The 22,922-nt window shown below is 71.2% G+C and carries 20 protein-coding genes; 16 read left to right on the top strand and 4 right to left on the bottom strand.

Annotation, left to right across the window (positions count from 1 at the left end):
* Window position 1: 1 nt before the first annotated feature.
* From EDF40_RS15660 to EDF40_RS15650, 3 genes are all read right to left on the bottom strand, one after another.
* A complete protein-coding gene (locus EDF40_RS15660; protein ID WP_123338468.1) occupies window positions 2-1,864 on the bottom strand; it encodes a glycoside hydrolase family 2 protein in 1,863 nt (620 codons plus the stop codon).
* 87 nt (window positions 1,865-1,951) lie between these two features.
* Complete coding sequence (locus EDF40_RS15655) at window positions 1,952-2,407, bottom strand: MaoC/PaaZ C-terminal domain-containing protein (protein WP_123293369.1); 456 nt, start codon at window positions 2,405-2,407, stop codon at window positions 1,952-1,954.
* A 49-nt stretch (window positions 2,408-2,456) separates the two neighbouring features.
* Window positions 2,457-3,917 (bottom strand): CHAD domain-containing protein, encoded by a 1,461-nt coding sequence (locus EDF40_RS15650; RefSeq protein WP_123338469.1) that lies wholly within the window; start codon window positions 3,915-3,917, stop codon window positions 2,457-2,459.
* A gap of 141 nt (window positions 3,918-4,058) precedes the next feature.
* On the opposite strand from EDF40_RS15650, the gene EDF40_RS15645 reads away from it, so the two are divergent.
* Complete coding sequence (locus EDF40_RS15645; RefSeq protein WP_123338470.1) at window positions 4,059-5,414, top strand: phosphotransferase; 1,356 nt, start codon at window positions 4,059-4,061, stop codon at window positions 5,412-5,414.
* A 102-nt stretch (window positions 5,415-5,516) separates the two neighbouring features.
* Here EDF40_RS15645 and EDF40_RS15640 read toward each other — a convergent pair whose 3' ends face one another.
* A complete protein-coding gene (locus EDF40_RS15640; RefSeq protein WP_173170823.1) occupies window positions 5,517-5,873 on the bottom strand; it encodes a DUF1844 domain-containing protein in 357 nt (118 codons plus the stop codon).
* A 288-nt stretch (window positions 5,874-6,161) separates the two neighbouring features.
* Here EDF40_RS15640 and infC point away from each other — a divergent pair, with 288 nt between their 5' ends.
* The 15 genes from infC to tyrS all read left to right on the top strand — a co-directional run bounded on the left by infC (window position 6,162) and on the right by tyrS (window position 22,482).
* Window positions 6,162-6,857 carry a translation initiation factor IF-3 gene (gene infC / locus EDF40_RS15635; protein WP_123293372.1) on the top strand — a complete coding sequence of 232 codons (696 nt, stop codon included), beginning with the start codon at window positions 6,162-6,164 and terminating at the stop codon, window positions 6,855-6,857.
* Window positions 6,858-6,917: 60 nt separating this feature from the next.
* A complete protein-coding gene (gene rpmI, locus EDF40_RS15630; protein ID WP_111086286.1) occupies window positions 6,918-7,112 on the top strand; it encodes a 50S ribosomal protein L35 in 195 nt (64 codons plus the stop codon).
* Between the two features lie 27 nt (window positions 7,113-7,139).
* On the top strand, window positions 7,140-7,523 hold the full coding sequence (gene rplT, locus EDF40_RS15625; RefSeq protein WP_111086285.1) for a 50S ribosomal protein L20: 384 nt from the start codon (window positions 7,140-7,142) through the stop codon (window positions 7,521-7,523).
* Window positions 7,524-7,588: 65 nt separating this feature from the next.
* On the top strand, window positions 7,589-8,452 hold the full coding sequence (locus EDF40_RS15620) for an RNA methyltransferase (protein WP_123338471.1): 864 nt from the start codon (window positions 7,589-7,591) through the stop codon (window positions 8,450-8,452).
* 67 nt (window positions 8,453-8,519) lie between these two features.
* Window positions 8,520-9,560 (top strand): phenylalanine--tRNA ligase subunit alpha, encoded by a 1,041-nt coding sequence (pheS, locus tag EDF40_RS15615; RefSeq protein WP_111086283.1) that lies wholly within the window; start codon window positions 8,520-8,522, stop codon window positions 9,558-9,560.
* Window positions 9,560-12,052, top strand: a complete 2,493-nt coding sequence (gene pheT / locus EDF40_RS15610) for a phenylalanine--tRNA ligase subunit beta (protein ID WP_123338472.1) — start codon at window positions 9,560-9,562, stop codon at window positions 12,050-12,052. The genes pheS and pheT overlap by 1 nt, the downstream gene beginning before the upstream one ends.
* A 78-nt stretch (window positions 12,053-12,130) precedes the next feature.
* Complete coding sequence (locus EDF40_RS15605; RefSeq protein ID WP_123293375.1) at window positions 12,131-13,228, top strand: N-acetyl-gamma-glutamyl-phosphate reductase; 1,098 nt, start codon at window positions 12,131-12,133, stop codon at window positions 13,226-13,228.
* Window positions 13,225-14,433: a bifunctional glutamate N-acetyltransferase/amino-acid acetyltransferase ArgJ gene (gene argJ / locus EDF40_RS15600; protein WP_260212487.1), complete on the top strand. Its 1,209-nt coding sequence runs from the start codon at window positions 13,225-13,227 to the stop codon at window positions 14,431-14,433. Before EDF40_RS15605 ends, argJ begins: the two co-directional genes overlap by 4 nt.
* The gene (argB, locus tag EDF40_RS15595; RefSeq protein WP_123338473.1) at window positions 14,433-15,485 is read left to right on the top strand and encodes an acetylglutamate kinase; all 1,053 of its coding nucleotides are present in this window, start codon (window positions 14,433-14,435) and stop codon (window positions 15,483-15,485) included. Before argJ ends, argB begins: the two co-directional genes overlap by 1 nt.
* Window positions 15,486-15,535: 50 nt before the next feature.
* Window positions 15,536-16,705 carry an acetylornithine transaminase gene (locus EDF40_RS15590; protein WP_260212488.1) on the top strand — a complete coding sequence of 390 codons (1,170 nt, stop codon included), beginning with the start codon at window positions 15,536-15,538 and terminating at the stop codon, window positions 16,703-16,705.
* Entirely contained in the window at window positions 16,702-17,664 is a 963-nt protein-coding gene (gene argF / locus EDF40_RS15585) for an ornithine carbamoyltransferase (RefSeq protein WP_123338475.1), read from the top strand. The genes EDF40_RS15590 and argF overlap by 4 nt, the downstream gene beginning before the upstream one ends.
* A gap of 9 nt (window positions 17,665-17,673) precedes the next feature.
* Window positions 17,674-18,870 carry an argininosuccinate synthase gene (locus EDF40_RS15580; protein WP_123293379.1) on the top strand — a complete coding sequence of 399 codons (1,197 nt, stop codon included), beginning with the start codon at window positions 17,674-17,676 and terminating at the stop codon, window positions 18,868-18,870.
* A gap of 42 nt (window positions 18,871-18,912) precedes the next feature.
* Complete coding sequence (gene argH / locus EDF40_RS15575; protein ID WP_123338476.1) at window positions 18,913-20,349, top strand: argininosuccinate lyase; 1,437 nt, start codon at window positions 18,913-18,915, stop codon at window positions 20,347-20,349.
* A complete protein-coding gene (locus tag EDF40_RS15570) occupies window positions 20,346-21,041 on the top strand; it encodes a DNA-3-methyladenine glycosylase (protein WP_123338477.1) in 696 nt (231 codons plus the stop codon). Before argH ends, EDF40_RS15570 begins: the two co-directional genes overlap by 4 nt.
* Before the next feature lie 127 nt (window positions 21,042-21,168).
* Window positions 21,169-22,482 (top strand): tyrosine--tRNA ligase, encoded by a 1,314-nt coding sequence (gene tyrS / locus EDF40_RS15565; RefSeq protein ID WP_123338478.1) that lies wholly within the window; start codon window positions 21,169-21,171, stop codon window positions 22,480-22,482.
* The last annotated feature ends 440 nt before the right edge of the window (window positions 22,483-22,922 follow it).

The raw sequence follows: 22,922 nt of genomic DNA, 5'->3' as shown, positions 1-22,922 counted from the left end.
GCTAGCGACCGGTGACCGCGCGACGGATCTGCTCGATCGGGACCTTCGGGGAGCGGTCGGCGTTGAGCAGGCCGTTGGTCTCCTGCATGGTGTCGGTCAGCTGTGTGTAGCAGGAGCCGGCCAGGAACGAGCTCGCCCGGATCGCGTCGTACAGCGCCGTGATGCGGGTGACCCAGTCGTCGCCGTCGCTGGCCGAGGTGTAGCCCCAGCCGTCCTCCCGTTGTGCACCCGGCTGGTAGTTCACGCCACCGAACTCGGTGAGCATCACCGGCTGGCCGAGGTTCTGCGCGCCAGCCACGAGCACCCAGCGGTCCGCCGGGCCGAAGTGGGTGAACAGCGCCGTGCGCGCGGCATCGTCCGCGTAGGTCTTCGCGAGGGCGTCGCCGGCACCCTCGTAGTCGTGGACCGTGACGATGTCGGAGTTGGTGTGCTCCCACCCGTCGTTCGAGATCACCGGACGCGTCGGGTCGATCGCCCGTGTGACGTCGGCCAAGGACCGGGCGTAGGCCTGCTGCGCCGGGTCGGTGGCGATGTGCTGCACGCCCCAGCTCTCGTTCGCCGGTACCCACGTGACGATCGACGGGTGCGAGGCATCACGCTCGACGGCGTCCATCCACTCACGCATCAGGCGCTGGACGGCACGCGGCGAGAAGGCGTAGGCGCCGGGGGCCTCGCCCCAGACCAGGATGCCGAGCCGGTCCGCCCAGTACAGGAACCGGGGGTCCTCGATCTTCTGGTGGTTGCGGGCCGCGTTGAAGCCGAGCTCCTTGATGAGCTCGACCTCGCGGCGCAGCGCCTCGCGCGACGGTGCGGCGATGTGCGAGTCCGGCCAGTAGCCCTGGTTCAGGACGCTGCGGACGTCGTAGCTGCGGCCGTTCAGCAGGAAGGTGCCGCCGTCGACGCCGACGGTGCGGAGGCCGAAGTAGGACGCGACGGAGTCGATCGGCGTCGCGCCGGTACGGGGGAGCAGCGAGACCGTGGCGTCGACCAGGCGCGGGGCGTCCGGGGTCCAGTGCAGTTCGTCCTCGGCCTGCCCGTTCGTCTGGCGCGAGATCGGCACGACCACGTCGAACTCGTCCGACGTGTCGCCGAGCGTGGCCTCGACGGTGGCGAGGTGCTCGTCGCGCTCGTCCCACCGGGCGACGACGCGCAGGCGCTCGCCGCCGGTGCGGTGGCCCGCGATCCGGACCGTCAGGCGGACGGTGGCGTGGTCGACGTTCGTCCAGCGCAGGTACTCGATCGAGGTGGTCGGCACGGCTTCGAGCCACACGGTCTGCCAGATGCCCGTGGTGCGGCGGTACCAGATGGCGTGCGGGTCCTCGTGCCAGTCCTGCTTGCCGCGGGGCTGGGTCAGGTCGTGCGGGTCGTCCTCGGCGCGGACGACCAGGGTGTGGACGGCGTCGGGGTCGGTGGCGAGGGCGTCGGTCACGTCGAAGGAGAACGGCGTGTGGCCGCCCTCGTGCTCGCCGACGAACTGGCCGTCGATCCAGACGCGGGCGCGGTAGTCGACGGCGCCGAAGTGCAGGACGAGTCGGGGTGCGGCGGTGCCGTGTCCGGCTGCCTCGAGGTCGGCGCGGGTGATCGCACGGGAGTACCAGACCACGGGGTGGAAGCCGGGCTCGTCGATGCCCGAGGCGACGGACTCGGGCGGGAACGGCACGACGATGTCGCGGGCGTCGGGGAACCCGGTGCGCCAGGCGGTGTCGTCGCCGTCGTTCCGGAAGGACCATGTGCCGTCGAGGTCGGCCCAGGCGGTGCGGAGCATCTGCGGCCGGGGGTACGTGCCGTCCTGCCGCGAGGCGAGGGGGAGTGCGGGAGCGGATGCGGTGTCAGGTGCGGCCACGGTGCCGTCGAGCGTGCTCATGGGTCCATGCTCCCGCGCCGGTACATCGTTGTAAAGAGCGTCGCAACGATTGCCATCCGGGGAACTCGGCGGGTGCTCGGGGCGACGTCAGGCGATCGCGGCGTCGCGCGTCAGGACCATCACGTCCATGCGTCCCTGCTGCACGACGTCGCCGCGCTGGTTCCGCAGCGAGACCGTCCGCTCGACGATGCCTGTCGTGCCGGAGCTCGTCAGGCGCGTCGACAGGATCTCGACCTCGCAGGTCACGGTGTCCCCGATGAACACCGGCGCGGTGAACCGCCACTGGTCGATCCCGAGCAGTGCCACGGCCGACCCCTCGAACACCCCGGTCCGTGCGATCAGCCCCAGGCAGAGCGAGGTGCCGAGCAGCCCGTGCACGACCCGCTGGCCGTACCGGGTCTTGCCGGCGAACTCGACGTCGGTGTGCACCTGGTTGTTGTCGTTCGTCCACGAGGCGAACGACACGACGTCCGCCTCGGTGATCGTGCGACCCGGGGTCGTGAAGGTCTGTCCGGCGGCGAGGTCCTCGAGGTAGTGGGGCACGCCTGCGATTCTCGCAGAGCAGCCCGACGAGCAGCAGGCCGAGCCGCGCTCACAGCCGGGCGAGCACCTTCCGCGATCGTCGCAGCCCCCGCTCGAGCACGGCGTGCTCGGCCGTCGCCAGCGCCCCGTACCCGAAGGTGTCGGCGCCGTCCCGAGCCGCGGGCCCGGACAGCCGCCGGTAGGCCTCTGCTGCGTGGGCCGCGTCGAGGGCGTCACCGAGTGTCTCCTGCACCCGCCGCAGCCGGCCGAGCCGCCGCTTCCCGAGCTCGGCGACGTGACCGGCTGCTTCCAGCGCGTACCGCAGGCGCCGTGCTGCCTTCCGGATCTCGTGCAGGACGTCGAGGCCCCCTTCCCCACCGTCGACCAGTCGTCGGACCCGAGCACGCTCGCGGTCGATGCGCTTCGCCACGAAGGCAGCGGCCGCGTCGTCGGCGTGCGGTCCGGCCGGGGCGCGGAGCAGCAGCTGGTCGAGCGCGTCGAGGGTGCGGAACCAGTCGTCCGAGCGCAGCGCCTGGCGGAGTTCCGCTGCGGCCGCACTGCGGAGTGCCGCCGCCTGCGCGCCGATCCGGTCCAGCGTCGGCGCGTCGACGAAGCCGTCGGGGGCCCGTGCCGCCGACCGGAACAACCCGCCGTGCAGGACTTCGGCATCGCGGGCGACACCGGCGACGCGTCCGGCCTCGGCGAGGGCGGCCCGCAGTGCCTCGGTCGCCTCACGGTCGAGCGCCCCGCGGTACGCCGCGAGCACGCTCCGCAGTCGACGGACCACCTTCCGGAAGTCGTGCACCGACTCGTGGTCGTCGGCGCGGACCCGGGGGTCGACCGCGACGAGGTCGGCGCGCAACGACTCGAGGACCCGCAGCACGAACGCCGCAGCGGTGCCCGAACGTGGTCGCTTCGCCCGGTTGCCGCGCCGCTCCGGGGAGACCACGGGAACGGGCGGGACCGCGATCGCCGAGGTCGACGGCGGCTCGGTGGCCGCGTCGTCCAGCGCTCGCTCCGCGGCCCGTGCAGTGGTGCCGTCCCGCCCGTCGTCCGACAGCGCCCACCACCGTGCGGACCGCAGCACGGAGGTGTCCGGGTCGCCGTCGTCCACCCGGACGTCGGCGATCTCGGCTCGGACCCGACCGTCCTTGCCGCGCAGGGTCACGAGCGTGGTCGTGGTGTCCCGGAGGCGGACCGTCGCCACCGCCCGCCCGCGCAGGAACACCTCGACCCCGTCACGCGGGGGCTGCTCGCCGTCCGGTCGATCGAGGTCCGCGCCCACCGGTACCGGGCCGTCGCCGTGGTCGAGGTTCCAGGAACCGTCCTGGGCGCGGGTGAGCGTCACCCCTTCGGCCGCGAGCACGCGCTCGTCGGAGTCCCACACGGTCTCGCGGAGCGTCACGGGCTCGTGCCGTTCGACGGCGGATGCGAGGGGCTCGAGTGCCGGCAGTCGGCGGTCGTCGGGGACCCGCCAACTCCGGCGGGGATCGGTGCGGGCGGTGTCGGGGGCGGGGTGCTGGCTCGGCATGTCCGCAAGTGTCGTCCGCTGGCGCCCGTGCGGTCCGAGCGCGGGCGCGTTCTGTGGACGGGCGGCCCAGAACCGCGAGCTGTGCAGGGATGAGTGGCGGACTCGGCACCTCGCCAGCACTCGGCGCGTACGGTCCGCTGCATGAGCGACGGAGCCCGCCACCCCCGCGACACCGCACCCGACACCCGCGACACCGCACCCGACACCCGCGACACCGCACCTCCGAGCGGTACCGCTCCGAGCGCCACCGCCCCGAGCGACCACGACCTCGAGTCCTGGATCGCCGACCGCCGGTGGTACGCCTCGAAGGGGTCCGTGCCGCGCCTCCGCACCCTCTCCACCGCCGACGGCACCCGGCTCGTCCTCGACGAAGCCCCAGCAGCACCAGCGGCTCCGGTCCTCTACCAGTCACCCGTGACCAGTGGCCCCGACGGCACGATCGCCGACGCCACCACCGACCACACGTGGGTCACGGCGCTCGCCGCACGCATCGACGCGGACCCGCAGAGCCTCCGCCCCATCGGCACCGTCACCGCTGCCCGCGTCCTGACGGGCGAGCAGTCCAACACCTCGGTCATCTGCGACACCGAGTCCGGCGCCCGGGTCATCATCAAGGTGTTCCGCGTCCTGCACCACGGCGACAACCCCGACGTCACGACGCAGCTCGCGTTGTCCGCAGCCGGCAGCGCGCGCGTCCCGCAGGTCTACGGCGCACTGCGGGGCAGCTGGCCCGACGTCGGGCAGGGCAGCGGCACCGCGACCGGTCACCTCGCGTTCGCGCAGGAGTTCCTGCCGGGTCTCGAGGACGCCTGGCGCGTGGCCCTCGGGGAAGCACACGCCGGCACCCCCTTCGGCGACCGGGCCGAGCAGCTCGGGGTGGCGCTCGCCGACGTCCACCGCACCCTCGCCGAGGCTCTGCCGTCCGAGCCCGCCGACGAGACCCGACGCGCCACGGCCGTCGGGACGATGCACGAGCGGCTCGACACCGCCGCGCGCGAGGCCCCGGCCGTCGCCGAGCACGCAGACGCGATCCGTGCGGTCTACGCGGCGGCGACGGCGACGCCCTGGCCGGACCTGCAGCGCATCCACGGCGACCTGCACCTCGGGCAGGTGCTCGCCGCCCCCGAGCCGCGCGGCTGGGTCTTCCTCGACTTCGAGGGGGAGCCGCTCCGCCCCCTGGCCGAACGCTCGTTGCCGGACGTCACGCTCCGCGACGTGGCCGGCATGCTCCGGTCGTTCGACTACGTCGCCGGAGCCCTGGCACACGACGCGGAACCGGTCGACGCAGCGGGATGGGCGGACGAAGCACGCGTGCGGTTCCTCGACGGGTACCAGCGGGGGACCGGCGCGGACCTCCGCGCGCACCGTGAGCTCCTCGATGCGTTCGAGCTCGACAAGGCCGTCTACGAGGTCGTCTACGAGACCCGGAACCGACCCGACTGGGTCGGCATCCCGCTCGCGGCCGTCACCCGCCTGGTCGGCCGCCACGCGTCCTGACCGCACACCCCGAGGCAGACGGGAGGCCCGTGGCGATCCCGCCACGGGCCTCCCGTCCGCCGCCGTGACGGACAGTGCCCGTCGCGCGTCGGCTGCCAGCCGTCAGTTGACGGGGCCGGTGTACTTCTCCCCCGGCCCGGCGCCCGGCGCGTCCGGGATCGCCGACGCCTCGCGGAACGCGAGCTGCACCGAACGCAGCCCGTCGCGCAGCGGACGGGCGTGGTGGTCGCCGATCTCCGTCGCCGCAGCGGTGACCAGGCCGGCCAGCGCGGTGATGAGCTTGCGCGCTTCGTCCAGGTCGGTCTGCTCCTGGGGGTCGTCGGCCAGGCCGACCTTCACGGCGGCGGCACTGAGCAGGTGCACGGCCACGGTGTTGATGAGTTCGACGGCCGGCACCTCCGAGATGTCCCTGGCGGCGTCGATGCCGCTGCCGTCGTCGTCGATCGGGGTGTCGGTCACGGTGCTCCTCTGCTAGACTCGCTCGCGGCAGATGCTGTCCGTATGCCATCAGGTTCTCCTGAAGCATTCGGACGGTGTCACGAAAGAGGAGTCTCTCCCACCCGCGGCCGCGTTCCACCAGGCTACCGGGTCACCACCGCTCCACGAGTGCACAGCAACTGGGTGCACACGTCGGTCGGGTCCACGGATCCGACGCAGGGCGGCTGCCGAACGGGTTCCGATCCGTGCGTCAGATCTCCTCTCTCGTGCTGTCGTCCAGGGCAAACGTCCCGGACGACCACCACCTGATTGAAGGAGCTCCGCATCACCGATCCCCGTACCAACGACCGAATCCGCGTTCCCGAAGTCCGACTCGTCGGCCCGCAGGGTGAGCAGGTCGGCGTTGTCCCGATCGCCATGGCACTGCGCCTCGCGCAGGAAGCCGAACTGGATCTGGTCGAGGTCGCGCCGAACTCGAAGCCGCCCGTGGCCAAGATCATGGACTACGGCAAGTTCAAGTACGAAGCCGCTCAGAAGGCCAAGGAAGCCCGTCGCAACCAGGTGAACACGGACCTGAAAGAGGTCCGTTTCCGCCTGAAGATCGACGTGCACGACTACGAGACGAAGCGCAAGCGCGCCGAGGGGTTCCTCCTCGGTGGCGACAAGGTGAAGGCGATGATCCTCTTCCGTGGCCGCGAGCAGTCGCGTCCGGAGCAGGGTGTCCGTCTCCTCCACAAGTTCGCGGAGGAGATCGCCGAGTTCGGCGTCGTCGAGTCCCGTCCCACCCAGGACGGCCGCAACATGACGATGATCATCGCCCCCCTGAAGAACAAGTCCGACGTCAAGGGCGAGCAGAACGCGAAGCGCGCTGCACAGAAGGCCGAGCGTCGTGCCACCGAGCACGCTGCGAAGGACCACTCTGACGCCGAGACGGAGACCGAGGCCCCGGCCGAGGCTCCCGCGCAGGACACGGCACCGGCCAAGAGCGACGCTCCCGCCGAGTAGGTCACCCAGACCGACCCCGCAACGACGCGGCTCCCATCCATCCCACGGAAAGGCACCACCATGCCCAAGCAGAAGACCCACTCCGGGTCGAAGAAGCGCTTCAAGATCACCGGTACCGGCAAGGTCATGAAGCAGCAGGCCGGTATGCGTCACAACCTCGAGGTCAAGAGCTCCAAGCGCAAGGCCCGCCTGAACGAGGACCAGGTCCTCTCCAAGGCAGACGCGAAGAACGTCAAGAAGCTCCTCGGCCACTGAGCCCCCGGATCGTAAAGGAATAGTGCAATGGCACGAGTAAAGAGAGCGGTCAACGCCGCCAAGAAGCGCCGCGTCATCCTCGAGCGCGCCGAGGGTTACCGCGGCCAGCGTTCGCGTCTGTACCGCAAGGCCAAGGAGCAGGTCACCCACTCCCTGGTCTACGCGTACCGCGACCGTCACGCGAAGAAGGGCGAGTTCCGTCGCCTGTGGATCCAGCGCATCAACGCTGCGTCCCGTGCGAACGGCCTGACCTACAACCGTCTGATCCAGGGTCTGGGTCTGGCCGGTGTCGAGGTCGACCGTCGCATCCTCGCCGACCTCGCGGTGAACAACCCCGAGACCTTCACCGCGCTCGTCGAGACCGCGAAGAAGGCCCTCCCGGCCGACACCTCGGCCCCGAAGGCTGCGTAGTCAGTTCTTCTGCTCGCGAAACCCCCGCCGCACGGCGGGGGTTTCGTCGTTCCTAGACTTGGGTCGTGAGCGAACTCCTCGAGAACCCCCGTGCCGGACGCGTGAAGGCCGTCGCGGCCCTGTCGAAGAAGGACGTCCGTGCCGAAACGGGCCTCTTCCTGCTGGAGGGGCCGCAGGCGGTGCGTGAAGCACTCGAGTACGCCCCGGAGCTCCTGCGCGAGCTCTACGTGACGCCGACTGCCGCAGCCCGTTACGGGCTCGACGACGCGCCGGTCGACACCTGGTTCGTCACGGAGCAGGTCCTCGACGCGATGGCCGACACCGTGACGCCGCAGGGCGTCATCGCCGTCTGCCAGCAGTTCCCGACGTCGGTCAAGGACGTCTTCCCGGACCGTCGCGTCGGTGCCGCTGCCGCTGCCGTCGACCTGGAGGCCCGTGGGGACGCCGACGAGCCGGCCGCGTTGCCGGGGCTGGTCGCCATCCTCGAAGAGGTGCGGGACCCGGGGAACGCCGGCACGATCATCCGCGCCGCCGACTCCGCCGGCGCCGACGCGGTGGTCCTCACCGGGCGGTCCGTGGACCCGTACAACCCGAAGGTCGTCCGGTCGACCACGGGCTCGCTGTTCCACGTGCCGGTGTCGGTCGGCGTGACCCTGGCCGACACGATCGCGCGGGCGAAGGCACTCGGGTACACCGTGCTCGCGGCCGACGTCTCGGGCGACGACCTGCCGGTGGTCCGGGCCGAGGGCATGCTCGACGGTCCGACCGCGTGGGTGTTCGGCAACGAGGCCCGTGGGCTCACCACCGAGGACCTCGCGCTCGTCGACCGTGCGGTGAAGGTGCCGATCTACGGCCAGGCGGAGTCGATGAACCTGGCGACGGCGGCCTCGGTCTGCCTCTACGAGTCGGCGTTCGCACTCCGGAGCTGACCCCTCCTCTCCACAGTCCGACCGGTGCAGGCGGGTGGTATCCCGACGGCCGGTAGGCTTGGGTCTCGTGTCAGAACCTCTCGAGATCAGCGAATCGGCCGTCGCCGACGCCGTGGACGCAGCACTCGCCGCCGTCCGCGCCACGACGACGGTCGCCGAACTGAAGCAGGCCAGGGCCGAGCACACCGGTGAGCAGTCGCCGCTGGCTCGGATGAACGCGTCGATGCGCAGCGTCCCGCCGGAGCAGAAGGCCGCGGCGGGCAAGCTCGTCGGTCAGGCCCGCGGGCGGCTGAACGCGGCGATCGCGGAGCAGGAGTCGGTCCTCGCCGTGGCCGAAGAGCGCGCGCGGCTCGAGGCCGAGCGCGTCGACGTCACCGCGTTGCCGACCCACCGCCCGACCGGCTCGCGCCACCCGCTCTCGCTGCTCAACGAAGCCGTCGCGGACATCTTCGTCGGCATGGGGTGGGAAGTGGCAGAGGGCCCCGAGCTCGAGCACGAGTGGTTCAACTTCGACGCCCTGAACTTCGACCAGGACCACCCGGCCCGGGCCATGGCGGACACGATCTTCGTCGAGCCCGTCGACCGCCACCTGGTCATGCGCACCCACACGTCGCCCGTGCAGGTGCGGTCGCTGCTGTCCCGCGACCTCCCGCTCTACGTCATCGCCCCGGGCCGCGTGTACCGCGCCGACGAGCTCGACGCCACGCACTTGCCGGTCTTCACCCAGGTCGAGGGCATCGCGATCGACAAGGGCCTGACGATGGCACACCTGCGTGGCACGCTCGAGCACTTCGCCCGCCAGGTCTTCGGCGCCGAGGCGCAGATCCGTCTGCGCCCGAACTACTTCCCGTTCACCGAGCCCAGCGCCGAGATGGACGTCTGGCAGCCGAACGCCAAGGGTGGCGCCCGGTGGGTCGAGTGGGGCGGCTGCGGCATGGTCAACCCGAACGTCCTGCGTGCCGCCGGCATCGACCCGGACGAGTACCAGGGCTTCGCCTTCGGCATGGGCATCGAGCGGACGCTGCAGTTCCGCAACGGCCTGAACGACATGCGTGACTTCCTCGAGGGCGACATCCGCTTCTCGCAGCAGTTCGGAACGGTGGTCTGATGCGCGTCCCACTCCGCTGGCTCGGCGAGTCCGTCGACCTCCCCGAGGACGTCACCCTCGAGCACGTCCACGCGGCGCTCGTGTCGGTCGGCTTCGAGGAAGAGGACGTCCACACGTTCGACCTGACCGGCCCCGTCGTGGTCGGCCGGGTGCTCGAGCGCGTCCCGGAACCGCAGAAGAACGGCAAGACGATCAACTGGTGCCAGGTGGACGTCGGTGAGCCCGAGCCCCGCGGCATCGTCTGCGGTGCGCACAACTTCGACGTGGGCGACCTCGTCGTCGTGACGCTGCCCGGCGCCGTGCTGCCCGGACCGTTCCCGATCGCAGCCCGCAAGACCTACGGCCACGTCTCCGACGGCATGATCGCCTCGGCACGCGAGCTCGGTCTCGGCGACGAGCACGAGGGTATCCTCCGCTTCGCCGACCTCGACATGGAGCCCGACGTCGGCCAGGACGCCATCGCGCTCCTCGGCCTCGACGACGCGGCGGTCGAGATCAACGTCACGCCGGACCGCGGGTACGTGCTGAGCATGCGCGGTGTCGCGCGTGAGTACGCCCACGCCACCGGCGCGAGCTTCCACGACCCCGTCGACCGGGTCGCACCCCGCACGGCCGAGGGCTTCTCGGTCACGATCGACGACCAGGCCCCGATCCGCGGTCGAGTCGGCGCGAGTACCTTCGTCACCCGCGTCGTCCGTGGCATCGACCCCACGGCGAAGACACCGGCCTGGATGGTGTCACGTCTCGCGCTGGCAGGCGTTCGTTCGATCTCGCTGCCCGTCGACATCACGAACTACGTCATGTTCGAGCTCGGCCAGCCGCTGCACGGCTACGACCTGTCGACCGTCCGCGGCGGCCTGGGTGTCCGTCGTGCGGCTGCCGGCGAGACGCTCGAGACCCTCGACGGCGCTGTGCGGAAGCTCGACCCCGAGGACCTCGTCATCACCGACCACGACGGCCCCGTCGGGCTCGCCGGCGTGATGGGCGGTGCCCGGACCGAGATCTCGGCGAGCACGACCGACGTCCTGATCGAGGCCGCTGGCTTCGACCAGGTCTCGATCGCGCGGACCGCTCGACGCCACAAGCTGCCGAGCGAGGCCTCCCGTCGGTTCGAGCGCGGCGTCGACCCGCTCGTGGCCGAGGCTGCTGCGAACCGCGCCGTCGACCTCCTCGTCGAGCTGGCCGGCGGCACGGCCGATGCTCTCGGTTCCACGCTCGTCGACACCGAGCCCCGTGCAACGGTCGCCATGCGGACCTCGCGTCCGGCCGAGCTCATCGGCGTGGACTACAGCGACGCCGAGGTCGTGGACACCCTCCGTGCGATCGGCGCGACGGTGCAGGTCGACGGTGCGCAGCTCGCCGTCACCCCGCCGACCTGGCGTCCGGACCTGACCGACGACACCACGTTGGTCGAAGAGGTCGCGCGGATCGTCGGGTACGACCGCATCCCGAGCGTGCTCCCCGTGGCCCCGCCCGGACGCGGACTCACCCCGCACCAGCAGGCGCGCCGTCGGGTCTCCGCGGCCCTCGCCGCCGCGGGTCTGGTGGAAGCGGTGACGGCGCCGTTCGTCTCCGCCGCGACGCAGGACGCCTACCCGGGGATCGACCCGGAGGGCGGCCCGAGCGTCGTCCTCGCCAACGCCCTCGACAGCGAGCAGAACCTGCTCCGCCGCAGTGGTGTGCCCGCCCTCGTCGACGCCGCCCGCCGGAACGTCTCGCGCGGCCTGCTCGACGTCGCGCTCTACGAGACCTCGCGGGTGTTCCTGCCGGTGACGGGCGTGACGCTCGGTACCGACGAGGTGCCGGCCGGTGCCGCGCTGCCCGACCGCGCGACGCTCGAGGCGCTCGACGCGTCCCTGCCCGCACAGCCGTTCCACGTGTCCGCCCTGCTCACCGGCAACCGCGTCGGCAAGCAGGCGGGCGTCGCGGCCGAGCCGTACGGCATCGCCGATGCGATCGACGCGGCTCGCCAGGTCGCGTGGGCCGTGGGCGTGGAACTGCGCGCCGCGCAGACCACCCACCCGTCCCTGCACCCGGGCCGCGCGGCGTCGCTGCTCGTGGGCGACACCGTCGTGGGCGTCGCCGGCGAACTCCTGCCGGAACTGTCCGCCGCCGCGGTGCTGCCCCGCGTGGTGGCCGTGGTCGAGCTCGACCTCGACGCCATGGTGGCCGCGGCCCCCGACCTCGTCGCGGTCGCGCCGATCGTGTCGTACCCGGCGGCGACGCAGGACCTGTCCCTGGTCGTCGACGCCGGAGTACCGGCCGGTGACGTGTTGGATGCGGTCCGCTCTGGTGCCGGAGACCTGTTGGAGTATGCTCGGTTCGTGGATGACTACCGGGGCTCCGGCGTGGACGAGGGACAGAAGTCCCTGACGTTCGCCCTGCGCTTCCGTGCCACGGACCGCACGCTGACCGCTGCCGAGGCCACCGAGGCCCGTGACGGCGCAGTCCGACGTGCCGGTGAGCGATTCGGGGCGACCCTGCGCGACTGACCCACGACGGGATCAGCACCGCCCGGGGTCGCCGCCTCCGACTCTCTCGACGACCAGTCCGACCAAAGGTGGAATCCCATGTCCGTATCCGTCGCCGTGGCGGGAGCCTCCGGCTACGCGGGTGGTGAGCTCCTGCGCGTGCTCTCCGCCCATCCCGAGTTCGACGTCAGGACGGTGACGGCGTTCTCGAACGCCGGACAGCCGTTGATCGCGACCCAGCCGCACCTCCGGTCGCTGTCGCACCTGACCCTCGAGAAGACGACGGCCGAGACGCTCCGCGGGCACGACGTCGTGTTCCTGGCGCTGCCGCACGGTCAGTCGGGGGCGATCACCGAGGAACTCGGCGACGACGCCCTCGTGGTGGACTGCGGCGCGGACCACCGTCTGACGGATCCCGCGGCCTGGGAGCAGTTCTACGGCGGCGACTACCACGGCGCCTGGACCTACGGCCTGCCGGAGCTCCTGCTCGCCGCCCCGACCCCGGGTTCGGCCGACGAGTGGCGCGAGGTCGAGGACATCGCGTCGCAGGGCAAGCAGCGTTCGGCCCTGGTCGGCACCAAGCGGATCGCGGTCCCCGGGTGCAACGTCACCGCGGTGACGCTCGGCATCCAGCCGGGCATCCAGGCCGGGCTCGTCGAGTCGGACGACATCGTCGCCGTGCTGAGCGTCGGCCCGAGCGGTGCCGGCAAGAAGCTCGCCAACACCTACCTGGCGTCCGAGATCATGGGTTCCGCCAGCGCCTACGCGGTGGGCGGCACGCACCGGCACGTCCCGGAGATCCAGCAGAACCTGGTCGTGGCGGGTGCTGCCGACGTGACGATCTCGTTCACGCCCGTGCTCGTCCCGATGTCGCGGGGCATCCTCGCGACGACGACGGCCAAGCTCACCCCGGGTGTCAGCGCCCGCGACGTGCGGCTCGCCTGGGAGCAGGCCTACGCCGACGAGCCGTTCGTGCACCTGTTGCCCGAGGGCGAGTTTCCCCGGGTCGCGGACACGATCGGCGCGAACACCGCGCTCGTCGGCATCGCGGTCGACGAGGCCGCAGGCCGCGTCGTCGCCGTGACGGCACTCGACAACCTCGCGAAGGGCACGGCGGGTGCCGCCGTCCAGTCGACCAACATCGCCCTGGGTCTGCCGGAGACCCTGGGCCTCAGCGTGGACGGAGTCGCACCGTGACCGACCTCACCGACGTGAGCGAGCCCACCCAGGGCGAACCGGGCCTCCAGGGCGTCACCGCGGCAGCGGGTTTCCGCGCTGCCGGCGTGACCGCCGGTCTCAAGACCAGCGGCAAGCCGGACGTGGCCCTCGTCGTCAACGACGGCCCCGACTCGGCCGTGGCCGCGGTGTTCACCAGCAACCGTGCGCAGGCGCACCCGGTGATCTGGTCCCGCCAGGTCGTCGGTGACGGCGTCGCGCGCGCCGTCGTCCTGAATTCCGGCGGTGCCAACTGCTTCACGGGCCCCTTCGGCTTCCAGACCACGCACCTGACCGCCGAGGCCGTCGGTGACGCCCTCGGCATCGGTGCGGGCGACGTCGTCGTCTGCTCCACCGGCCTCATCGGGGTCGGCGACCAGACGTTCCGCGACAACGTGCTCCGGGGCGTCGACCTCGCCGGCGCTGCGCTCACCGCTGATGGCGGCCCGGACGCGGCCACGGCCATCATGACGACCGACACCAGGGCGAAGCAGTCCGTGGTGACCGAGGACGGCTGGACCGTCGGCGGAATGGCGAAGGGTGCGGGCATGCTCGCACCCGGACTCGCGACGATGCTCGTCGTGATCACGACCGACGCCGTGCAGACCCCGGACCAGCTCGACCAGGCGCTCCGCGCGGCCACCCGGATCACCTTCGACCGCGTCGACTCGGACGGCTGCATGTCGACGAACGACACCGTCGTGCTGCTGTCGTCGGGTGCGAGCGGGGTGACGCCCGAGGTCGGCGACTTCCAGGAAGCCCTGACCGCGGTCTGCGCCGACCTGGCCCGCCAGCTGCAGCAGGACGCCGAGGGCGCCAGCCACGACATCGCGATCGAGGTCGTGCACGCCGCGACCGAGGACGACGCCGTCACCGTCGGCCGGAGTGTCGCGCGCAACAACCTGTTCAAGGCGGCCGTCTTCGGCAACGACCCGAACTGGGGCCGGGTCCTCGCGGCCATCGGCACCACGGACGCCGACTTCGACCCGTACGCGGTCGACGTCAGCATGAACGGTGTCCGGGTCTGCCACGCCGGCGCCCCGGACCAGCCGAGCGACACCGTCGACCTGACGCCGCGGGACACCCACGTGCGCATCGACCTCGGCGTCGGGACGCACTCGGCGACGATCCTGACCAACGACCTCACGCACGACTACGTGCACGAGAACAGCGCGTACTCCAGCTGATGGCGAACGACACCGAAGGGGCCGGGACGCCCCTCACGAAGGAAGAAGAGCACGAGTTCGCCGCCGTCAAGGCCGCGACCCTGATCGAGTCCCTGCCATGGCTCAAGCGGTTCTCCGGCAAGGTCGTCGTCGTCAAGTTCGGCGGCAACGCGATGGTGAACGACGACCTCAAGCGTGCGTTCGCCGAGGACATGGTCTACCTCCGCTACGCCGGGTTGCACCCCGTCGTCGTGCACGGAGGGGGTCCGCAGATCTCGGCCGCGCTCAAGGAACAGGGCATCGAGTCCGAGTTCCGTGGCGGCTACCGCGTCACCACGACCGAGGCGATCTCGGTCGTCCGCGACGTCCTGGCTGGCGAGGTCAACCGCGAGATCGTCGACCTGATGAACGAGCACGGCGAAGGCCTGGCCGTCGGCGTGTTCGGTGACGGCGGGTCCCTGTTCACCGGCGAGCAGAAGGGTGTGGTCGTCGACGGGCAGGAGTACGACCTCGGGCACGTCGGTGACATCACCCACGTCGACCCGTCAGGGGTGCTCGCCGCGATCGAGGCCGGCCGCATCCCGGTGGTCTCGAGCATCGCGATCGACGACGCCCACCCGGACCAGGCGCTCAACGTGAACGCCGACGCAGCCGCCGGTGCCCTGGCGATCGCGCTGCGTGCGTCGAAGCTCATCATGCTCACCGACGTCCCCGGCCTGTACCGCAACTGGCCGGACCGTGACTCGCTCGTCGACCTCATCGCCGTCGAGGAGCTCCGCGCGCTCCTGCCCTCCCTCGAGTCGGGCATGATCCCGAAGATGACCGCGTGCCTCGACGCCGTGGTCGGCGGGGTCGGCGGCGCGACGATCATCGACGGCCGGATCCCGCACTCGATCCTGCTCGAGGTCTTCACCCTGCGCGGTGCGGGCACCGAGGTGATCCCGGACCCGAGCCGACGCACCGAGAACCAGATGACCCACGCTGAGATCGGCCGACGCGTCGCAGCACCGTCGACGAGCACCAGCACCGGCCAACACGTGGCCAGCACGACCGAGAAGGGGCAGCAGCCGTGAGCAGCGAGACGCAGACCGAGACCTGGAACGACCGGTTCGGGGCGTCGCTCATGCGATCCCTGACCCCGCCGAAGATCATGCTCGAGCGAGGACAGGGCTGCCGTGTCTGGGACGTCGAGGGCAACGAGTACCTCGACTTCCTGGCGGGCATCGCCGTGAACTCGCTCGGCCACGCGCACCCCGTCCTGGTCGAGGCGATCGCCGACCAGGCCGCGAAGCTCGTGCACGTGTCGAACTACTTCGCGACGCCGCCCCAGCTCGAGCTGGCGGAGCGTCTCAAGCGCATCACCGGTGCGGGCGACGCCGGACGGGTGTACTTCGGCAACTCCGGCGCCGAGGCGAACGAGGCCGCGTTCAAGCTCGCGCGCCTGAACAAGGGCGCCGACGGGCAGAAGACCCGCATCCTCGCGCTGAAGCAGGGGTTCCACGGCCGGACGATGGGGGCACTCGCGCTCACCGGCAAGCCCGCGCTGCAGCAGGACTTCCTGCCGATGGTCCCGGGCGTCGAGCACATCGACTCCACCGTCGCTGCGCTCGAGGAGTCCATCGACGACACGGTCGCGGCGATCGTCATCGAACCGATCAAGGGCGAGGCCGGCGTCGTCGACCTGCCCGAGGGCTTCCTGCTCGCCGCGCGCCGGCTGACCGAGGAGCACGGTGCGCTGCTGATCCTCGACGAGATCCAGACCGGTGTCGGCCGGACGGGCAACTGGTTCACCTACCAGGGCCACGGCTTCACCCCCGACGCCGTCACGGTGGCCAAGGGCATCGCCGGCGGCTTCCCGATCGGTGCGCTCGTGACCTTCGGGTGGGCGTCCGACCTGTTCTCGGCCGGCCAGCACGGTTCGACCTTCGGCGGCAACCCGCTCGGCACCCGCGTGGCGAACGCGGTGCTCGAGGAGATCGAACGCGCGGACCTCGTCGCTGCCGCCGTGGTCAAGGGCGAGCGGATCCGGACCGGCATCGCCGGCATCGGCTCACCGCTCGTCGAGGAGGTCCGCGGCACCGGTCTGCTCATCGGCGTCGGGCTCACCGGCCCGATCGCGGCCGCGGTCAACGCCGCCGCCCTCGAGCGTGGCCTCATCATCAACGCCCCGAACGAGTCGAGCCTGCGCCTCGCGCCGCCGCTCATCGTGTCCGACGCCGAGATCGACGAGTTCGTGTCGATCCTCGCCCAGAGCCTCGCGGCCGTCGCGGCCGCCCAGGAGACCTCCGCATGACCCGCCACTTCCTCCGGGACGACGACCTCAGCCAGGCCGAACAGTCCGCGATCCTCGACATCGCCGACCAGATGAAGGCCGACCGTTGGGGCGCGAAGCCCCTCGCCGGCCCGCAGAGCGTCGCGGTCATCTTCGACAAGTCGTCGACCCGCACCCGGGTGTCGTTCCACGTCGGTATCTCCGACCTGGGCGGCAGCCCGCTCATCATCTCGACGGCGAACAGCCAGCTCGGTGGCAAGGAGACCCCGTCGGACACCGCCCGCGTGCTCGAGCGCATGGTGTCGGCGATCGTCTGGCGCACCTACGGGCAGGCCGGTCTCGAGGAGATGGCCGCCGGCACGACCGTCCCCGTCGTCAACGCACTCTCCGACGACTTCCACCCCTGCCAGCTGCTCGCCGACCTGCTCACCATCCGCGAGCACCGTGGCACGCTGGCGGGCCAGACCGTGGCGTTCATCGGCGACGGCGCGAGCAACATGGCGCAGTCGTACCTGCTCGCCGGCGCGACCGCGGGCATGCACGTCCGCGTCGCGGCTCCCGCCGAGTTCTCGCCGTCCCCGCAGGTCGTCACCGACGCCGAGCACCGTTCGGCCGAGACCGGCGGCTCCGTCCTGGTCGTGACCGACCCGGTGGCAGCGGTCGCCGGTGCCGACGTCGTGGTCACCGACACCTGGGTCTCGATGGGCAAGGAGTCCGAGAAGCAGTCGCGCCTCGACACCTTCTCCGGGTACCGCGTGGACGACGCCCTGATGGCGCACGCTGCCGACGATGCGGTGTTCATGCACTGCCTGCCCGCCGACCGTGGCTACGAGGTGACCGCCGACGTCATCGACGGGCCGCGCAGCATCATCTGGGACGAGGCGGAGAACCGTCTGCACGCCCAGAAGGCGCTGCTGGCCTGGCTCCTCGCCGCGAATGGCGCGACGACGGCAACGGCGAACGCCGTGGCGACCGCGTAGGCGCACCGCATGGCTGACCGCGTCGTCCTCGCCTACTCCGGCGGCCTCGACACCTCCGTCGGGATCGGCTGGCTGCGTGACGCCACCGGCAAAGAGGTAGTGGCACTCGCGGTCGACGTCGGCCAGGGCGGCGAGGACCTCGACGCGATCCGACAGCGCGCGCTCGACTGCGGGGCCGTGGAGTCGATCGTGGTCGACGCCAAGGACGAGTACGCCGACGAGTACATCGTGCCGGCCCTCAAGGCCAACGCGCTGTACCAGAAGCGCTACCCGCTGGTGTCGGCGCTGAGCCGCCCGCTCATCGCGAAGCACCTCGCGCTGACCGCGAAGCAGCTCGGCGCCGACAGCGTCGCGCACGGCTGCACCGGCAAGGGCAACGACCAGGTCCGGTTCGAGGCAGCGGTCGCGGCGATCGCTCCGGACCTGCGGAGCGTGGCACCGGTGCGTGACCTCGCCCTGACCCGGGACAAGGCGATCGCGTACGCCGAGCAGCACGCCCTGCCGATCCAGCAGTCGCAGCGGTCGCCGTACTCGATCGACCAGAACGTGTGGGGCCGTGCGGTCGAGACGGGTTTCCTCGAGGACCCGTGGAACGCCCCGACCGAGGACCTCTACGCCTACACGCAGGACCCCGCCGTCCCGCGCGACCCGGACGAGGTGACCATCACGTTCGAGCGCGGCGTCCCGGTGGCGCTCGACGGGCAGCGCTTCAGCGTGCTGCGGATCGTGCAGGAGCTGAACGCCGTGGCCGGCAAGCACGGCGTCGGTCGGATCGACGTCGTCGAGGACCGCCTCGTCGGCATCAAGTCGCGCGAGGTGTACGAGGCCCCTGCGGCGATCGCGCTCATCACGGCGCACGAGGAGCTCGAGCGCCTCACCCTCGAGCGCGACGTGAACCGCTACAAGCGCGGTGTCGAGTCGGAGTGGGCCGACCTGGTCTACGACGGCCTGTGGTTCGGCGGGCTGAAGCGCAGCCTCGACGCCTTCGTCGACCACACCCAGCAGCACGTCTCCGGCGACGTCCGCCTCCAGCTGCACGGCGGTCGGGCGACGGTGACCGGCCGTCGCTCGGAGCAGAGCCTCTACGACTTCGACCTCGCCACGTACGACACCGGCGACACGTTCGACCAGTCCCTCTCGAAGGGCTTCATCGAACTCTGGTCGCTCCCCAGCAAGATCTCCGCCCGCCGCGACGCGGCGAACTGACACCCGCCGCCACCCGGCCCGACGACAACGACGCAGGACGACATGACCGACGAGAAGACCGACGCCACCAACACCGGAGCCCTCTGGGGCGCCCGCTTCGCCGACGGCCCGAGTGCGGCCCTGGCAGCGCTCTCGAAGTCGACGCACTTCGACTGGCAGCTCGCCCCGTACGACATCGCCGGCTCCCGCGCGCACGCCCGGGCCCTGCACACGGCCGGGTACCTGACGGCGGACGAGCTCGAGCGCATGCTCGCCGGACTCGACCGGCTCGAGGCCGCGCACGCCGACGGCACGCTGCAGCCCGATGAGTCCGACGAGGACGTCCACGGTGCCCTCGAGCGTCTCCTCATCGCCGACCTCGGTCCGGAACTCGGCGGCAAGCTCCGCGCCGGCCGCAGCCGCAACGACCAGATCGCGACGCTCGGCCGCATGCACATGCTCGACCACGGGCGGCGCATCGGCCGACTCGTGATCGACCTGGTCGACGCGATCACCCAGCAGGCCAACGAGCACCCGTCGGCGATCATGCCGGGTCGCACGCACCTGCAGCACGCGCAGCCCGTCCTCCTCGCGCACCACCTGCTGGCGCACGCGTGGCCGTTGGTCCGCGACCTCGAGCGCCTCCGCGACTGGGCGGGCCGCGCGAGCGTGAGCCCGTACGGCGCCGGTGCCCTCGCCGGCAGTTCGCTCGGCCTCGACCCCGCCGCGATCGCCGCGGAGCTCGGGTTCGACCGCCCGGCCGAGAACTCGATCGACGCCACGGCCGCCCGCGACGTGGTCGCCGAGTTCGCGTTCGTCCTCGCGCAGATCGGCATCGACGTCTCGCGTCTGTCGGAAGAGGTCATCCTCTGGAACACGAAGGAGTTCGGCTTCGTCCGGCTCCACGACGCGTTCTCGACCGGCTCGAGCATCATGCCGCAGAAGAAGAACCCCGACATCGCCGAGCTCGCGCGCGGCAAGTCCGGTCGTCTGATCGGCAACCTGACGGGCCTGCTCGCGACCTTGAAGGGACTGCCGCTCGCCTACAACCGCGACCTGCAGGAGGACAAGGAGCCCGTCTTCGACTCGGTCGCCACGCTCGAGGTCCTGCTGCCGGCCTTCACCGGCATGATCGCGACGCTCACGTTCGACACGGACCGGATGGCCGAGCTCGCGCCGCAGGGCTTCTCGCTCGCGACCGACGTGGCCGAGTGGCTGGTCCGCCAGGGCGTCCCGTTCCGCGATGCGCACGAGGTGTCCGGTGCGCTGGTCCGGTACTGCGAACAGCGCGGCATCGAGCTCGACGACCCGACCGACGACGAGTACCGGTCCGTCTCCGAGTACCTGACCCCCGGGGTCCGTGCCGTGCTCACGATCGAGGGCAGTGTCGCGTCCCGCTCGGGTGTCGGCGGGACCGCTCCGGACCGTGTGGCCGAGCAGCTGGCGTCTGTCACGCGTCGCGTCCACGACCTGGCCGAGGGCGCACCCTTCACGCGATGACCGAGGCGCTGCTCGCGATGCTCGCCGAGCCGGCGCCGCGCATCGCCCCGGCGCTGCTCGGCGCGACGATCGCGGGCCGTGGCGTGACCCTGCGCATCACCGAGGTCGAGGCCTACTTCGGCCCCACCGACCCCGGCTCGCACGGGCACCGCGGTCCGACCGAGCGCAACCGCCACCTGTTCGGGTCGCCGGGCACCCTGTACGCGTACCGCTCGTACGGCATCCACACCTGCGTCAACGTCGTGAGTGCACCGGCCGGCACCTCCTCCGGTTCCCTGCTTCGCGGTGCGCAGGTGATCGAGGGCGTCGACACCGCACGCGGACGACGTGGCCCGTCGGTTGCCGACGTCGCGTTGGCGCGTGGCCCCGGCAACCTCGGTGGCGCCCTCGGCGCGGTGCTCGGACACGACGACGGCACCTCGCTGCTCGACGGGTCCGGTCCGTTCGTGCTCACGTTGGCACCCGGCCTGGAGGCGCGGCTCGCCTCCGCCTCTCCGGCCCGCGTCGTCGAGGAACTCCTGACCGAGACCGCACCCGGCCCCGGCGGGACGGGTCCGGTCCCGCGCATCTCGCGCGGACCGCGCACCGGCGTCGGCGGCATCGCCGGCGGTGCGCAGTACCCCTGGCGCTTCTGGTTGACGGGCGACCCGACGGTCTCGACGTACCGACGGCACAAGGGTGCTCTCGACTGATCCCCACCGGCACGGCCGGCCCGCCGCTGGCGCGTCGCGCCGGAACCGGCGGCGTGGGCCCAGACGCACCACGGGCCTCCCGGTCGACGGCGCGCTGTCGGTGGTGCGCCGCCGCTACGATGGCGGGGTGTCCAGTGATACCGCTCAAGACGTCCTGACGCGCCAGCAGAACGACCCCACCTTCGCCTCGGTGTGGGACGAACTGCGCTGGCGCGGTCTGGTGCAGGTCTCGACCGACGAGACCGCACTCCAAGAGGCCCTCGACGGTGATCCGATCACGTACTACTGCGGCTTCGACCCCACGGCACCGTCGCTGCACTGCGGCAACCTGCTGCAGCTCCTGACCATGCGTCGGTTGCAGCTCGCCGGGCACAAGCCGCTGGCGCTCGTCGGGGGATCGACGGGGCTCATCGGCGACCCGCGTCCGACGGCGGAGCGCACGCTGAACACCCGCGAGACCGTCGCCGAGTGGGTGGCGCGTCTGCAGGGACAGGTGTCGCGGTTCCTCAGTCCGGACGGTGACAACGGCGTCCGGCTGGTGAACAACCTGGACTGGACGTCGCCGATGTCCGCCATCGACTTCCTGCGCGACGTCGGCAAGTACTTCCGGGTGAACTCGATGCTCAAGAAGGACGCCGTCGCCGCGCGGTTGAACTCCGACGCTGGGATCAGCTACACGGAGTTCAGCTACCAGATCCTGCAGGGCCTCGACTACCGCGAGCTCTTCCGGCAGTACGGCTGCACGCTGCAGACGGGTGGCTCGGACCAGTGGGGCAACCTGACCTCGGGGACGGAGCTCATCCGTCGTGCCGAGGGTGCGACGGTGCACGCGCTCGGGACACCCTTGATCACGAACTCGGACGGCACGAAGTTCGGCAAGAGCGAGGGCAACGCGATCTGGCTCGACGCCGAGATGACGTCGCCGTACGCGCTGTACCAGTTCTGGCTCAACACGGCGGATGCCGACGTGATCGCCCGGTTGCGGGAGTTCACGTTCCTGTCCCGTGCCGAGATCGAGCGACTCGAGCAGGCGGTCGCCGACGAACCGTTCCGACGCGAAGCGCAGCGGACCCTCGCATTCGAGGTCACCTCGCTCGTGCACGGGGTCGACGCCACCCAGGCCGCGATCGACGCCGCGGCTGCGCTGTTCGGCAACGGGGACCTCGGTGCCCTCGACCCGGACACCCTGCGGTCGGCGATCGCGGAGCTGCCGGGGTCGGTCACCATCGAGGCCGGCGCCGACGTGGCCCGGGCCCTCGTCGAGACCGAGCTCGTGAAGTCCCTCGGCGAAGCCCGGCGGGCGATCGACCAGGGCGGCGTGTACGTGAACAACGTCCGAGCCGAGGACGCCACCGCACCGCTGTCGGACCTCGCCCTGCCCGGGGGAGTCCTCGTGCTCCGCCGCGGCAAGAAGACCCTCGCCGGTGTGACGCTGGCCTGATCGCCCCGGCACCCGGGCGACGCGTGTTGCACAACGCGACACGCCCGGGATTGGGCCTGGCTTGGCACACTCGCCCAGGCCTGCGTAAAGTTCCTACTCGTCACCCCAAAGGTGCGGCGGAGCGGCTGGAGCGAAAGCCCAGAGCACGTCGGCCCTCAAGCGGGACCATCCTCCACTGAAGATCAGATCTGGCCTTGTGCTCGATCGCTTCGACGCCTAGGATGACAAGCCCACCGGTTCTCTCCCCTCGGGGATGAGCCACAGGACCTCCGAGTCCGACGACACACCGGTGGCAAGCCAAGTACACAAGCCTCGTGGCTGGAGCTCGAACCTGAGCCGAAGAGCGAGTGCGTCTGGTCCTTGAGAACTCAACAGCGTGCACATTGTCAATGCCAATTTATTGATTGACCTCGTGCCTGGGCAGCTTCGGTTGTTCAGGT

The sequence above is a fragment of the Curtobacterium sp. PhB170 genome (assembly GCF_003752345.1).
Classification (GTDB): domain Bacteria; phylum Actinomycetota; class Actinomycetes; order Actinomycetales; family Microbacteriaceae; genus Curtobacterium.
This window is presented reverse-complemented; position numbering and strand designations above follow the sequence as displayed.